The sequence below is a fragment of the Bacillus sp. LK2 genome (assembly GCF_001043575.1).
Classification (GTDB): domain Bacteria; phylum Bacillota; class Bacilli; order Bacillales; family Bacillaceae_G; genus Bacillus_A; species Bacillus_A paramycoides.
Window position 1 is genome coordinate 1 of sequence record NZ_LDUK01000030.1, and the last position, 15,332, is coordinate 15,332.

The following is a 15,332-nucleotide window of genomic DNA, read 5'->3' on the forward strand; positions in this document are numbered from 1 at the left end:
ATAGGAAATCTTAAGTATAATAATCAAGAGGTTTTAGCAGTAAATGGTGATAAAGTAGAGAGTTTTGTTCCGAAAGAAAGTACAAATTCAAATGGTAAATTTGTAGTAGTTGAACGCGAGAAAAAATCACTTACAACTTCACCAGTGGATATTTCAATTATTGATTCTGTGGCTAATCGTACTTATCCAGGAGCAGTACAACTTGCAAATAAAGCTTTTGCAGATAATCAACCTAGTTTGTTAGTAGCTAAGAGAAAACCTTTGAATATTAGTATAGACTTACCTGGCATGAGAAAAGACAATACAATTACTGTCCAAAATCCTACATATGGTAATGTGTCTGGAGCAGTAGATGAATTAGTATCTACTTGGAATGAAAAGTATTCAAAAACACATACGTTACCTGCAAGAATGCAGTATACGGAATCTATGGTGTATAGTAAATCTCAAATAGCAAGTGCTCTAAATGTTAACGCTAAATATCTTGACAATGCACTGAACATTGATTTTAAAGCGGTTGCAGATGGTGAGAAAAAAGTGATGGTTGCGGCATATAAGCAAATCTTTTATACCGTAAGTGCAGAACTACCTAACAATCCATCAGATCTTTTTGATAATAGTGTTACTTTTGATGAGCTAACTCGTAAAGGGGTAAGTAATGCGGCTCCGCCTGTTATGGTGTCAAATGTAGCTTATGGTAGAACAGTTTATGTGAAATTAGAAACATCATCTAAGAGCAAAGATGTACAAACTGCTTTTAAAGCCTTAATTAAGGGGCAAGGCGTTGAAGCGAGTGGACAGTACAAAGATATTTTTGAAGACAGTACCTTTACCGCTGTAGTATTAGGCGGAGATGCAAAAGAGCATAACAAGGTTGTTACAAAAGATTTTAATGAAATTCGAAATATCATTAAAGATAATGCAGAATTAAGTTCTAAAAATCCAGCATACCCAATTTCATATACAAGCACTTTCTTAAAAGATAACGCAACTGCTGCTGTTCATAACAATACGGATTATATTGAGACTACAACTACAGAATATTCTAGTGCTAAAATGACGCTTGATCATATTGGTGGATATGTTGCTCAATTTGATGTATCTTGGGATGAATTCTCATATGATCAAAATGGAAAAGAAGTACTAACCCATAAAACTTGGGAAGGAAACGGCAGAGACAGAACTGCTCATTTCAATACAGTCATACCACTTCCACCGAATTCAAAAAATGTAAAAGTCGTAGCAAGAGAATGTACAGGTCTTGCATGGGAATGGTGGAGAACCATTATTAATGAACAAAATGTTCCATTAACAAATGAAATTAAAGTTTCAATTGGAGGAACAACATTATATCCAAATTCTAATATTAGTCATTAATTAAAGCCTAATATATGTCCGAAGCGCCCTGTTTACAGGGCGCTTTTTTACTTGGTTGCAAGTATATCGGTGCTTTTTCAAATATATCATACTCCTCTAATTGGCCTCACCATACATGCCCATCAACTTAAGAATTAAGAATTACCCCAAAACGAAAAAATGAGCTTTTTTGTTACAAGTTAGCACAAAATTTCGTTCTGGGAGTACTATAAAATTTTAGCTTGATGGCGATGTGGTGATAACCTATATATTGGAGAATAGGACAATCTAACCGCTATTTTATTCAATATTCACACACTCTTTCACATTGAGAGTACCCAAAACGGGTGCTTTTTTCGTTGTTATATAGAAATTACACATTAAGCATATATTTATACGCATTGTTACTACAAGCTAAGGAATAGTAATAAAACGATGAAACTGATGAAACCATATAAAAACAAAAAGAATCCTAAGATGGGTAGTGTTTTATGAAAGTTGAGCATGATAAACCTCCTTGGGGTATATAAAGAATTATAATACATCGTTGGTCTATTTAGAATATTAACCATGAATTGGATGAAATTATGCATGATGAAACCAATAGCAATTATCGTAGGCGCTGCCGTGATCTGGGTGGCGTCTTGTTTGTTGTTAAGGAAAGATAACAAAACAAACGAACACAAATTAAGCATCCATTCGGGTGTTTTTTATTTTACAAAGAAAAAAGCCCTGGATAGGGCTATATGATTTTCTTCATACCGCATTGACAACATTTTCTTAAGAAGACGAAATCTTTAACGGAACTTTTGAATAGGCCATTGCCGCAATTATCGTAACGACCGCTATAAAATTTATCAAGACCTAAATTATAAAAATCCTTAAAAATAAAGAAGAGCACATATTATACATGACTAATATGTGCTCTTCTTTTATTCAATTAAAGCGCCCTCTTGCTTAATAGAAATTAATCTACAATTTCATATTCACCCTCAAAATCATTTCTGCTAAAAATAAAATTAACTTCATCAGCATTAGGAATATCAGTTAACCGTGAATAATGTTTTTCCATATTATAAACCGGTCTCTTAGCGTTATATTTTTTGGCTAACAAATAGAAATTAATTGAGGGAAAATTACCATACAATCTTCAAATGCATTAATAAAATGTGGTTCAATCTTATAAATGAAATTTGCATCATGTATTACTTTATGTCTTATTTCGAAACCTTGCTCTAATACAGTATATAACTCTTGAGAAATGTCTTTTTCTTCTTGTAACCAATATAATAAGAAATTGGGCTTTGTAAAAACAACATCCACTAATGAACCCTCTATAAATTCAGTAATCCGATTTTTACTATCGCTTAATAAGAAGTTTAGAGCGCTGCAAGTTTCATTTAAATCTTGAAAATTATATTGTTTACTTCCATAATCACTAAGGTTTAACTGAGCATTTTCTAGTTCTTGTGTAGACATTCCCTTCTCGATGATAAAATTACTAATTTCCGATTTTTTATTAGGATCTTGTTCCACAACATAAACAAATATATCTCTAAAGTACGTCTCCCAACATGTGACCAAAGACGATATATATTGTCCTGCTGCAATGTAAATATACTGTGTATCTTTTCTTAATTCCATATCATTCAAAATATGGTGCATAAGATTATACCGTTTGCTTACATTCAATAAATAACTTACTGAAAAATCGTTAAAACTAGTTCGGTTATTTTTTAGTTCAGCAAGTTCTTCAAGTAAGTTGGGCTTTATTTTCTTTTTGATTTTAAAGACCATCTTCTAGCCTCCTCTTTTCCAATTAATAACACATCTGATGTTATTAATTGTAACAAATTCGAATGATTTCCTACACAAACTGGCCCTTTAGTTGAATAAAGGAGGGAACAGTGTTCCCTCAGATTTTTTTATAAACGTCTGCATAAGCCCCTTTCAATTGTTCTCTTAGTTGCTTGTTTTCACCCTCCTTAAATCCCATTACTGTTTAATTTAAAAAATGTTTTAGACTATAGAAAAAAGTATTAGACTATTAAAAAATAGTTGTAGACTGAAAAGGTGCTTTCCATACTTGAAAACACCTTTTTTATATGAATTCTGTTAAAGTTAGATTTTAACTTAGTTAGCAGTAACTCCTAGTTAGTTTAACTGCTACAAGTAATACTAACTAGAAATTATAAAGTATACGTTCTCCATTCAGGAAAGGTAGACAATGTTTTGTACATAACAAAGGCATCCTTTCTCTAATCCATGTATGAATCTTTTCATTTTCCATATGAAAAGCATAATAACCTAATACAGACATGAGCATGAATCCTTCAACAACCATCAAAATATCTTCAGGCACTTCAGTTTTTCCGAAATAACCTTCAAAAAATAAATTTCTGGTTGTAGCTGTGGAATTTAATGCCCCCATTGCCACATCGAACAAGTAATACCCATACCCAAATAGACTGTAATCAATAAAGGCGACGCCTCCCAGTTTTGTAACAAGAACATTGCTCATGTTCAAATCCCCATGAATGATTCCCCATGCATTTAGTCCTTCTAAATTCACAAGACGTGAGCTGATCAAGTTCAAAGATTTCTCGACCGTATTAAAATTAGACTGACTGAACAAGCCTTTCTCAATGCCACGATAAATTTGTTGAATCATAGTATCTATTCTTTTTGCCCCATAATTCGGTCTAACTTGTTGAAGTGCTCGGTTATATGTGCGTAAATACTGATGTAATTTGGCTGTATGAGTTCCAAATGCTTTGACTATTTTGGGATTTGAAAAGTCTTCTTTGTTTAAGGTTCGGCTATCAATCCATTTTGTAAGGGAAGTCATAGTAGTAGTTTGCTGGTAGTCAAATTCCACAATAAATTTGCCAAAACTATTTTTGATAGGGGTCTGTACTTCAAGATCTGTGTTGTTAGCAATATCAAGAAGTAGTTGAAGCTCACTTGTTAATCCTTCTTTTGTGTGCTGTAGTCCGGATAAGTTCTCTGTAAAAGGTTGATGAACACGTAATAAATAGGTAAAGCCATCAGCTAAGTCTGTCACCTTATAGGTCATATTTTCATTATGTTTGAGAAATGTGATTTCTGGTCGAACAAGTCCATATTCACCAAGAACTTTAACTAACGTTTCATTTGGAATCCCCATTACTTTCTCTCCCTCATTTCCATTAGACAAAATGTATATTCACTATCCAGTCTAATACTTTATTTTAATAAAACCCTTATCATGAAATATAAACTATTCGTCAGTCTAAAACTATATTCTAGTTAATAAGACAAATACAAATAGCAATATCCAATTAGACCAAGGATGTTCAGTCTAAAACATTTTTTTAACTAAACAATTACGCTCGGTCTATTGATTTCATCACTACGCCTCCCGCTATGGTCTACGTCCTCTCACTAAAGTGAACGTATATTCCCTCTACATTCTAAACATAATAGACTACACTTTCTAACTCTTATTATGTAGTAAATTATGTAATAAAAAAGAGGAACTATGCCATCATATTAGACATAGTATCCTCTAAAAATTATAGTATGTTTAAATCTTATCAGGGAATCCTTTATATTCGTATATTTTGCTTAAATCGTATTTTTGTTCCACCTACATATTAATCTAAGTTAATGTAACTTAATCATAATAACACGAAGTATTCACATAGTGGATGCTTTTTATTTTGGTGGGGATGGAATTTTGAGAATCCCTTAGCGTATAAAAACGTTAAAATGTGCGTGCTACCCCATAATGAAAATACAAAAGAAAACCCCTGAAATAAGGGATTCTCGTGTTGCTTTGGTTTTGTTATGAAAAAGCTATCATCATGTGAAATGATGATAGCTTTTTGTATCTAGTAATGAATTTTCATTAACTGCCGAACAGTTCGACCAAATGTTTTTAAAAGACTACAAGTCAATTGACGAAGAAATTAACGACTAAAGTCGAACCCCGAAATGCTGGCGGTACCCCAAGGAGACGTGCAGAATTAAAAAGAACAGACTTTTCTTTTTTGAAAAGTCTGTTCAAAAATAAAAAATTTAAGTAATTACCATCCAAGCCAAACAGTGCCTTGGTGCCATGAACCATCTGTATTTACTAGAGTTACAACATAGTGTCCTGCTTTCATAGGACCAAAGTAGTTATAAACATAATCGCCACCACTCATTGGTCCTCCTTTTACATTATGGGTCACGGTGTTTCCTGATGATAAACTTTTTACTACAACGTTAAAATTAAAATTTTTATTGTTTTGAATAGCTACTCCAATAGTTCCGTTGTCTGCTACAGATAGAGTTTTTTGCACTTGAATTGATGAAGAAAAATTATAATTACCGGAATATCCCCAATTAACTGCTGCAAGTGCTTTTTCTCCAATAAGATTATTTTTATCAGAAAAATTTGGTACAAATGGTCTTTCGACTTCATTTGTATTTTCAACTATACTTTCAATTCTATCTGCTGAAATAGGTTTTACTGTATCAGCTGATGCTGCACCAATCCCTCCAGTTAATGCAATACCTGTCGCTAATGCCCCGACTACTAATTTCTTGAACATAAAAAATCCCCCTTTAATAGTTTTGTAACTCATACCCCAAATGTATCATTTTTTTTAGGAATGTAAATATTTAGAATTTATAGAAATATTTGTTTTATTATTAAGAATATTCAGTCTTAAATTTATCAAAGTTTATTAAAAAATATCCATCCATTCATAAATTACTGTAAAATAATAATTTTTTTGTTTTGAGGACACTTTAAATTACTAGGAATAGCATCACATGCCTATCAACCTAACGAAATTAAATACCCCCAAAACGAAAATTGTATCTCTTCTTAGTGCTCTATGGGAATCTAGTTCATTTGTTGTTTTAGGATATAATGAATTGCTTAACTTGATAGCGATGTGGATGTACCCCACATCCATCAACTTAAGCATTTAGGCTATTCTTAAAGTTAAAAGCACGTTACTATTCTCTTATGCTAATGAGAATAGTAACGTGCTTTTTATGAATATACATCAGTTTAAAATGAACTCAATATATAATCTTTTATATTAAATCGATACTCACCTAAAAAGTTGATATGCTCCCATCCTAGTGATGAGATATGTTTTAATAGTTTTTTATTAAACTCACACTTACTTTTTAACATTTCTACAGATTTACTTAATCATACGGTGTTCCATATAATAATATAATTAATCAGAACACTCAATACACTCGATTGTTGTATTTGATCCTGGAGAGCACGTTCAGGGAACTCTCCGTGTTATATTGAGTGGCGTTGAAGCTATGCACATGATAAATTATTTAAGTAAGATTTTAAACTATTTCTTATATGACAAAAAATGTTTAGGTATATCATATAGTTTTTTCATAATTGCATTTATTGCAAGCGTTTTCATTTATGGGAATCGTTATAATCTACATTTTTCACAAAACATTTCTTAGCATATTTAACTTTAAGCATTGGTAACAAAATCCTTATTGTCTATAGTCTTTAACTATGATTTTTTCCTATTTTTAATATACAGATTCCTAAAATAACAAGTCCTAGTCCTACAAACGGGACAGTTGGAAACTTTGTTCCTGTTGATGGCAGGTGATGCTTTTCCTTACTTGCAAGATCATTTTCCATTGTGTGCTCTTTACTTTGTATATCATAAGATTGTTTAGCACTTTCATATGTAGCATCCACTTTTTTAATTTCCAGGCCATTTGTTATTTTTTGATTCTTTATTTCTATTTCTGCTATCTCGCCAGTTTTTACTTCCATTTTTTTTATTGTAGGATCAAGTACATAACCCTCTGGAGCCTGAATTTCTTTTACAACATACGTACCAGTAGGAAGTTTATTTAATGTAGCACTCCCATTCTCAGTTGTAGTGATTTCTTGTCTAAAATCCCCATTTTCACTTACAACCTCAAACACTGCCCCTTTTAAAGCCTCTCTATTTTCTCCTACCTTCATAATTTTTAACGCCCCTAAAAACTCCCATTTCACTACTATATCTGTACTGCTTTTTTCACTCATTCTTGGTAATAAAGCAGTTGTATTTTGAATCCTTTGTTGGCCATCAAAGGTAACTGCTTGTAAGCTCTGCAATTTTGCATTTACTCTTATCTTGAAATTTCCACTTGTTGCGTTTTTGGGAATCATAACTTTAAATTTTTCCTCTATAGAAAATTCATTCTTTTTTTCACCTTGTTCATTTATAATTTTAGCTCCTTCTGGTGCACCCTCCATTTGAACTGAATATACTCCAGATACTGAATTTGATTGCACACTATATAAATTTGTTTCAAAATATTCCCCATTCTGCTCTACAGTTTGTTTTCCAGTAGGTATTACGTTCAAATATGTTTCCTGAACTTCAGTACCTTTAGAAGCTTTTTCTACCAAATGTTTTACAAGGTTATATACCTGTTGGTTTTCTGGCTTTGAATCGGCAATTTCAATTTTTTTAGATGCAATCCAGATAGCTAGTTGAGTTGCATAGTAGGCCTCCTCTTTTGTAGAAACTCCTAATTCAGCCGGCGTTTTTTGAGGATATCCATAAAGTAAGACACGATATACAAAATCATTATTTCTTCCAATTTCAGGAAGGTCATCTCCATTAGGTGAATTCAGATCAGGTGATAAACAATATGCAATATCTTTTGATGACGTTCTTAGTAAGTCTGCCTTTATCTTTACTTTAGTATCTTTGAATTTAATATAATTCCAGTTCATTTCAAACTTTTCTTGATGTATTATCTCGGCTGCTGCTTGTGGAATAGAAACCCCTAGCAATATAATGATTAAACTTATAATTCCAAACCATATTGTTAACATCCTGCGTTTCATTTCATTCCCACCATTCATCGAATTTTCAGTAAAAACCTTACATGCTAATTGTATTTGCTGTAAAAGAATATTAGTTTGATTATTCAGAAACTTATAGGTATAAAGAATGATTGTTTTATAATTTCATATTTCCTTATAATCTTTATCGTATAATCGGATTTACAATATTTATTAAAGGCACTACTTACTTAACTAAATGTACGGGTGTAAATATTATTCTATACTATTAAAAACTAATTCAAAAAATCAATTTTTAGAATTTAAATCTATGTATTTAAAAATAAATACACTTAACAATCCACCTATTAAATGAATGTTTTTTCCATTCAATTTACCTTCATAAAACACATGTCTGTATTTTTGGAAAATTTAGATATATTTTACATTTATTATATTCAGAGAATACATGGATTGCAATTCTTTTTTTATGTTATGATATTTTGTTTATTAATTCTTGTACAAGAATTAATAAACAAAATTAAAATAATTTTAACCCTTTCCCATTCCTTTAGCTGTTTATATACATTCATGGATAGATTGAGAATCATATATACGCATGTGCGTTGTAACTTAGAAGGTGAATTTTGATTCCGGCTGTTTGGACACATCCTCGAGAGCTTGGATATACATTCTCTAAAACATTTGGTACTTAAAATACGTTGGCATCTAGGATACGAATCCGTTGAAAATAAAAGAAGAGATGGTTAGAGATTTGTGTTTGTTCACATACTTTTTGTTGTAACCAAGTTCTTTTTAAGGTTAATACACGGGAAAATCAAACTGTTTCAACAGAAACATAAGGGACACTATTTGATGCCTGGTTTGACAATTTCATTATATAACAAATATTAACAATTAAATATTTAAATTTTGTAAATTATGTGAATTAATAAAATAAAACAATTCATCGTATTTTTTATTCCTAAAAAACCCCAATGTTTCATTTCGCATAAACTACTTTAAATCAACATCGATATTTATTAAATTAACATTAAATCATAGTTTTAAATAAGTTAGCGTAAAAAGAACCATAACCTTGCCAAAGTGGCAAACTTATGGTTCAAATCACAACAACATCTATAAATCCAACAGTTTTACCCGCAACCACATCACCATCAACTTAAGAAATTGGTTGCTCTCCAAAACGAAAAAAATGAGTTGAATTCTCATAAATAACTGTAAAATAGTATAAATTTTGTTTTGGGGTAATTCGGAATTCTTAAGTTGATGTGCATGTAAGGTGACCCTAGTTAGAAATCTCCTTATTTTCATTAATTTGATAGTACTAGGGATAGATGGTATATAATTAATACTCGAATGGTAGGTCAGAAATAGTCTGTCCTTTTTCCTCTTCATTACCTTCACAACATAATGCTATACTTGGTATAATTACCCCTTCCTTTAACGCAAGCGCTATCATTTCTTCTTTATTTTGCATACTTTTCACCTCGCATAATTAATAAAATACCATATTAAGATAGAACGTTTTGTCTAATTATGTCGAAAAATCGATGATGAATTTTTTTAACATGGGTTCAGCCGAGATACATATAATTTCGGGTCATATCCTGTATTTTATTTCCGTTATTAGATTTAAGTGTAACAAAAAGGTGTTTTACTAATAATGTTACAAATTATTTTTGATACAGTATTTTGTTACAGCTAGTTCAACGGTTAGGAGATTGCATATTTTTAAATACAAAACATAACAAAAACGAACGTTTATATTACAAATATCACTGAAAAACAACGTTTGGTAAAAATGTATTACTATGACCTAATTTACACGTATCTCGGCTGAACCCCAGGTTGGTACGAGAAGATTCACTTGAAAAGGAATAGAGTGTACTTTTCCCTTATTCCCCCTTTTTGGGGGGATGGGAAAAAACACCCTAAAACATTTTGGAGAACCAACGGTTCTCACTACAGTCAAGGCGCCGGCATTACTTTGTGCATTTAACAAATTAAGAAAACAAGGATTTTATCAAAATACAATTCATTGATCATAGGCATGTAAAGAGGCGTTTTGTCAAATCTGCAGGATTTCAAAATCTTCGTCATGCTTCACGTACGATAAAAGGTATTGAAACCACTCATGCCCTATATAAACAAAGGCGAAGTCTTCAAAGAGACTCCGCCTTTTCAACGTACAATGAACTTCAACAATTACTAGCTACTGCCTAAACATTATTCCTCATTTATCAACCTGTTTAGGCTTTTTTCAAACTTTGCAATAGAACCACTTTTGCCATGTATAAGTGTATTTTGTTATTTGTTATTCACGTACGTATCAAACCATAAATGGATATATCCAGCTGTAATACGCTGTGCTTCGATTAAACGTTTTCCCGTTACCGGTGTTACCTCAGCACGCCATTTATCAGCAGAGTCTTGTGATACCGCTGCTTTTAGGAACCAACTTTTCGTATTATCATTAACAATCGATGGGAAATCAGCTTTTGCTGCAGCTGCTGATGCATGAACCCAATCTTCTGGATTTGCACTTTTCCAATTCCAATAGCCATTTCCATCTGTTACTTTATAATTGTCTTTCACTGTATCAACGAAGTTTTCATATTTTGAGTGGAAGCCAAATGGATGCGAAATGTTAGTAAAGTTTGCTGCATGCATTGGTTGGTTGACATCCCCTAAATAATGAAGTGATAATCCTAAATAAAAGAATGCATTTTTCATATCTTTATTTTGATAAGCTTCACCAGCTAATTTAAAATACTTTGCTCCCGTTTGCTTTGCTTGTTTAGCAAATGGAATATACGTTTTTTCTGAATCAGGATCATAGAAGTGTGAAGCGAATGTGGAATTATCATAGTATGGGTTTTTATAATCTGCAGAATAAATACCTTCCTCCAAATTAGTACGCCAATCATTTAATAGAGCTGTCTCATTTTGCTTCACCACAGTCGTATTTTGGGACATAATATCAATTGCTCTGTTTACAATCCATAAATGAGAACTTACTCCTTCATTATGTACAGATTCCGCTGACCATTTTAAAGCAATTGGTGGATCTTGGTGAGTATTTTCATGTGCAAATGCCACACTTTGGATAGGAGCCGTTAAAGCAATTACAGAAGCTATAGCTAAAATTTTTCTTTTCATATATATTCCTCCATTTTATAGATAATTTAACTTTCCTTTATAGGGTTTTCTCTTCCCTTACTGTCAGACGCATTACATACTAATAAGTACAGTTATATAAAGTGGAACTTTAGTCTGCCCGCGAATAGCCGGATAAAGTTCTATGGTAAAGGTACTAATTCATAACCAGCAAGATGTGGTGGCATAGAGCTTCCCCATAGTTTATCTTGATTTGAAAATGGTTGCCCTGAAGTCTCTAGTCCGAAATATGATGTAACTCCATACTCAGAATTTTGTGGATCTGCATTGTACCAATCAGTAGGTCTTCCCATTTTATCTCTAAGATAATCAGTTTTACCTGTTATAAAAAATATTTCCTTTGAATGTTTTTCCTGAACTGTTAACGTACTTTTTGATTGGTCGCTAAAATAAATCCATCCGCGATTTCCTGCATTGATATATTTTTTAACTCCTCCTGCCTCAGCATTTGGTCCCCCAATCCACATTGACATGGTAAGTGGCGTATTATGTCTTATATATCCATCACTTTCTACCCCATCTGGATTTTCAAGATTTATAGGTGTACCATAGTACTCATTACCTTTTGTATCCTTATAAGTTTCAGCAGTACCATAATAAGATTTGTCTTTATACTGAATTGCATAATGCCAACCCGCAAACTTCTCATAAGTTACTCCAAGTCTATTCTTACCTACAGGTGCTATACGCTCAGGAATAAGGTAACCATGTACAAATTTATTTACCAATATATAATTTTTAGATGTCTGAACCGGATTCCCGTAAATATCCAGTATACGATTGTCCCCAGCTGCATAAGCAGAATTTGTAGGAAGAACAGTAACTATCAAACTAAATATTAGTGCTAAAAATGTAAATATAGACAGTTTTCTTTTCATATACATACCTTAACTTCTCCTTATTTTCACTAATGGTTTTACTATCTGTGTGCATCGTCTACTAGTAGATAAGCCCCATCCTAGCTAACAAATCTTTCATTTCTCTTTCATAAATGTTACAAAAGTCTTTCAAAGGTCTAACGTATTTGCTGATGAAACTAACAAATAAAGCAGGAAACCCGCATGTTCATTAGCTTTATAGATTATCTTTTTAGTTAGATATACAAATTATATGCAATATTGCATATCGAAATGTATTGATAATAATGTAAGCGCCTACTGCAATGAGGGTATAAAGATTCATAATATCTAAATATTCAAAAGGAGGAAATAATTATGGTGATCGCAACAGCAGTTTTAACATTCTTAGGTGGAGTACTTCCATTAGTAACAACACTTATAAAAGCATTCATGTAATATAATTCTCTGCACGTATTTGTAAAAATTATCATACAAATGATCTGTATATCAGGGATGAATTGATGTGCAGATCATTTGTGTGAGCAAGCTTTAGAAAAAAAGAATCCCAAAAGAAATAAGGGATTCTTTTTTCTATTTTCGTGATTCACATTTTTTTGCTTATGTAAATGAAAAAAACCTCAGAAAATTTGAAGGATGTTTCATTTCTAGATACATGGGTTGCTGACAAAAAAGTCTTTCAACCGCATTATTTCTTTTCTAGTGTAACGGGAAGAGTAAACCAAAATTCACATCCCTGTTTCCCATCTTGACGGTCCTGAACACCAATTTGTCCTTTATGCATTTCAACTAGCGATTTTGCAATGGCTAAACCAAGTCCAGAACCTCCAGATTGTGAACTTCTTGATGGGTCTGTTCTGAAAAAGCGTTCAAATATACGTAATTGATCATCGTAGGAAATACCTTCCCCTTCATCACGCAAGGTGAATTGAACTTGCTGCTTCTGTTTATTTTCCTCAACAATTAATTCGATAGTTCCACCTATAGGAGAATGCCGAATCGCATTATGCAACAAATTATTGATAACTCGTGCTATTTTACATGGCATAATCCAAAGTCTTGGTAATGTCTCAGAAACGTACAATTGCAAATCAATCTCTTTATCTTGCAATAAGATAGCATGTGAATCTATTACTTTTAATAGGATGCTATCTACATGTATTAAACTTGGATGAAAAACTTCTTGTCCAAGTTCTAACTTAGAAAGGTCAAACAAATTATTAATTAATCCACTTAATCGTTGTATATCATTTAGGATTGTCGTTAAATATTGTTGTTTCATATCAGGGTCTTCAATTAAACCATCTTGTAACGCTTCTACCATCAATTGTATACTAGCCATAGGAGTTCGTAAGTCATGGGAAATATTCGCAATCAGCTCTGTACGTGCTTTTTCTCCTTTTTCTAACTTAGCAAAGCTTTCGTCTAGTTTTTTGGCCATTTCTTGAAAAGCTGTCGCTAATTCTTTAAACTCTTCCGGTTCTTTCCCTATTATGTACATCGTCCCAAATTGTCTATCACTAACTTGTTTGGTTAAGGCGATTAAATTTTGAATAGATCTCATAATAGGACGTGTCATTAGCCAGTAAATAATCGTAGAGATAATCATGGCTACAATTACAATTACTATTAATAACCGTGTCTGTTCTGGTCTAAGTAACATTTGCCTTTCACTATACCATATAGAAATTACCATGATACCCGTGCTTAATAGATTCATCAATAAAAGTTGATTTCGTAACTTCACTTATCATTTCCTCCATCTGATTCGAAGCAATAACCGATGCCCCAAACTGTATGAATCCAACGGTTCTTTGTTGCATGCTTCTCCAACTTTTCACGTAAACGACTCATTAATACAGTTACTGTATTTGTACATCCTTCATACTCAAATCCCCAAATTTGTTCAAGAAGTTGAGACCGTGAAAACGCCTGTTTAGGATGTTTTGCCATGAGATACAGCACATCAAACTCTTTCACCGTTAGCTCTATTTCATATTGACAAACAAATACACGTCTTTTCGTTGGATCAATTTTCAAATCTAGAAACTCTATCATTCCTGATGCAGGCTCTATTCCTTGAATTGTTACTTGACTTCCTCTTCTTAATATAATTTGTACCCTCAATACTAATTCACGAGGTGAAAAGGGTTTTGTTACATAATCATCCGCTCCCATTGTTAATCCTAAAATCCGCTCTCTTTCTTCTCCTCTCGCGGTTAACATAATAATAGGTACATTAGAATGTTGGCGAATTTCCTCACATAGTTCCCATCCATCTTTTCCCGGCATCATCAAATCTAAAATAATTAGATCTGGTTGGTATTGTTGAAATACATTCCATCCTTCTGTTCCATTCAAAGCAGTGTATACTTCATACCCTTCTCTTTCTAAGTACCGTTTACATATCTCTCGTATATTATCTTCATCTTCTATAATTGCAATTCTTGTTTTCATACATTACATCTCCTCTGTTCCTTCATCAATAACGAAAGATATCTTTCTCGTATTCACTTATTATATATTCGTAAGTTTATCTTAGTTTATATTCCTTTCATTTTTCTTTCAAAAATATAACAAAACCCTTTCTTGAACTACCCCCACTTTCACTTCGTTTAGAAGTGAAAGTGGGGGATTCCTAAGTAAAGAGTTCTATCGAACTCTAATTTATTAGGCTATCTCCGCAGTCCTTGCGGTTAGAAGCCTTATCGCTTCATTCTTTAGATTGATACTTGCGTTAATATCCCTATCATGATGTGTACTACAAGAAGGGCAATCCCATTTACGTAGGTTTAGATTTTTAACGTCTTTGTTTTGATATCCACAACAAGAACATAATTGGCTTGAAGCAAATGTTTTCGATACGACAATGACTTGTTTACCGTACCATGTTGCTTTATATTCCAACATGGTTCGAAACTGTGACCATGATACCTCACTAATCGCTTTTGCTAACTTATGATTCTTTAACATATTCGATACTTGCAAATCTTCTATACCGATAACATCGTGGTTTTTGATGATTTCAGTTGAGATTTTGTCCAAGTAATCTTTTCTAGCGTTTGTCATGTATTCATGAATTCTAGCAACCTTTATTCGTTGTTTATTCCAGC

Annotated in this window: 11 protein-coding genes and 3 pseudogenes; 2 read left to right on the forward strand and 12 right to left on the reverse strand. The window is 32.6% G+C overall.

Translation table 11 applies throughout. The features are described from left to right. Positions 1 to 1,377: thiol-activated cytolysin family protein (locus VK90_RS18335; protein ID WP_048374339.1), on the forward strand; the 1,377-nt coding region annotated here is incomplete at its 5' end. A gap of 1,086 nt (positions 1,378 to 2,463) precedes the next feature. Here the strand turns inward: VK90_RS18335 and VK90_RS18340 are convergent. From VK90_RS18340 to VK90_RS31110, 7 genes and pseudogenes are all read right to left on the reverse strand, one after another. Next, a complete protein-coding gene (locus VK90_RS18340; protein WP_048374340.1) occupies positions 2,464 to 3,153 on the reverse strand; it encodes a hypothetical protein in 690 nt (229 codons plus the stop codon). 385 nt (positions 3,154 to 3,538) lie between these two features. Further along, complete coding sequence (locus VK90_RS18345; RefSeq protein ID WP_053081434.1) at positions 3,539 to 4,522, reverse strand: phosphotransferase enzyme family protein; 984 nt, start codon at positions 4,520 to 4,522, stop codon at positions 3,539 to 3,541. Between the two features lie 901 nt (positions 4,523 to 5,423). Next, on the reverse strand, positions 5,424 to 5,933 hold the full coding sequence (locus VK90_RS18350; protein WP_048374341.1) for a hypothetical protein: 510 nt from the start codon (positions 5,931 to 5,933) through the stop codon (positions 5,424 to 5,426). 467 nt (positions 5,934 to 6,400) lie between these two features. Further along, positions 6,401 to 6,646, reverse strand: a pseudogene (locus VK90_RS29920) (Tn3 family transposase); the annotation flags it as partial. Between the two features lie 231 nt (positions 6,647 to 6,877). Continuing rightward, positions 6,878 to 8,224 (reverse strand): SpaA isopeptide-forming pilin-related protein, encoded by a 1,347-nt coding sequence (locus VK90_RS18355; RefSeq protein ID WP_048374342.1) that lies wholly within the window; start codon positions 8,222 to 8,224, stop codon positions 6,878 to 6,880. A 553-nt stretch (positions 8,225 to 8,777) separates the two neighbouring features. Next, a pseudogene (locus VK90_RS28925) lies at positions 8,778 to 8,990 on the reverse strand (IS4 family transposase); the annotation flags it as partial. A 540-nt stretch (positions 8,991 to 9,530) separates the two neighbouring features. Further along, positions 9,531 to 9,662, reverse strand: a complete 132-nt coding sequence (locus VK90_RS31110; protein WP_257145239.1) for a hypothetical protein — start codon at positions 9,660 to 9,662, stop codon at positions 9,531 to 9,533. A 445-nt stretch (positions 9,663 to 10,107) separates the two neighbouring features. Between VK90_RS31110 and VK90_RS18360 the strand changes: the two are divergent. Continuing rightward, a pseudogene (locus tag VK90_RS18360) lies at positions 10,108 to 10,408 on the forward strand (DDE-type integrase/transposase/recombinase); the annotation flags it as partial. Between the two features lie 84 nt (positions 10,409 to 10,492). On the opposite strand, the gene VK90_RS18365 reads toward VK90_RS18360, so the two are convergent. The 5 genes from VK90_RS18365 to VK90_RS18385 form a co-directional block, all read right to left on the reverse strand. Then, the gene (locus VK90_RS18365) at positions 10,493 to 11,344 is read right to left on the reverse strand and encodes a phospholipase C (RefSeq protein WP_048374343.1); all 852 of its coding nucleotides are present in this window, start codon (positions 11,342 to 11,344) and stop codon (positions 10,493 to 10,495) included. A gap of 140 nt (positions 11,345 to 11,484) precedes the next feature. Further along, positions 11,485 to 12,246 carry a hypothetical protein gene (locus VK90_RS18370; RefSeq protein ID WP_048374344.1) on the reverse strand — a complete coding sequence of 254 codons (762 nt, stop codon included), beginning with the start codon at positions 12,244 to 12,246 and terminating at the stop codon, positions 11,485 to 11,487. Positions 12,247 to 12,907: 661 nt separating this feature from the next. Next, positions 12,908 to 13,966 (reverse strand): sensor histidine kinase, encoded by a 1,059-nt coding sequence (locus VK90_RS18375; RefSeq protein WP_048374345.1) that lies wholly within the window; start codon positions 13,964 to 13,966, stop codon positions 12,908 to 12,910. Beyond that, positions 13,963 to 14,676, reverse strand: coding sequence for a response regulator transcription factor (locus VK90_RS18380; RefSeq protein ID WP_048374346.1), 714 nt, complete (start codon positions 14,674 to 14,676; stop codon positions 13,963 to 13,965). The genes VK90_RS18375 and VK90_RS18380 overlap by 4 nt, the downstream gene beginning before the upstream one ends. Before the next feature lie 213 nt (positions 14,677 to 14,889). Then, positions 14,890 to 15,332, reverse strand: a 443-nt coding sequence (locus tag VK90_RS18385) for an RNA-guided endonuclease TnpB family protein (RefSeq protein WP_048374347.1), incomplete at its 5' end; no start/stop codon positions are given.

What these genes read in the sequence shown, in the direction of transcription:
- VK90_RS18380 (WP_048374346.1), bottom strand. Translation starts at nt 14,676, where the DNA reads ATGAAAACAAGAATTGCAATTATAGAAGATGAAGATAATATACGAGAG.
- VK90_RS18345 (WP_053081434.1), bottom strand. Translation starts at nt 4,522, where the DNA reads ATGGGGATTCCAAATGAAACGTTAGTTAAAGTTCTTGGTGAATATGGA.
- VK90_RS18355 (WP_048374342.1), bottom strand. Translation starts at nt 8,224, where the DNA reads ATGAAACGCAGGATGTTAACAATATGGTTTGGAATTATAAGTTTAATC.
- VK90_RS18340 (WP_048374340.1), bottom strand. Translation starts at nt 3,153, where the DNA reads ATGGTCTTTAAAATCAAAAAGAAAATAAAGCCCAACTTACTTGAAGAA.
- VK90_RS18350 (WP_048374341.1), bottom strand. Translation starts at nt 5,933, where the DNA reads ATGTTCAAGAAATTAGTAGTCGGGGCATTAGCGACAGGTATTGCATTA.
- VK90_RS18370 (WP_048374344.1), bottom strand. Translation starts at nt 12,246, where the DNA reads ATGTATATGAAAAGAAAACTGTCTATATTTACATTTTTAGCACTAATA.
- VK90_RS31110 (WP_257145239.1), bottom strand. Translation starts at nt 9,662, where the DNA reads ATGCAAAATAAAGAAGAAATGATAGCGCTTGCGTTAAAGGAAGGGGTA.
- VK90_RS18365 (WP_048374343.1), bottom strand. Translation starts at nt 11,344, where the DNA reads ATGAAAAGAAAAATTTTAGCTATAGCTTCTGTAATTGCTTTAACGGCT.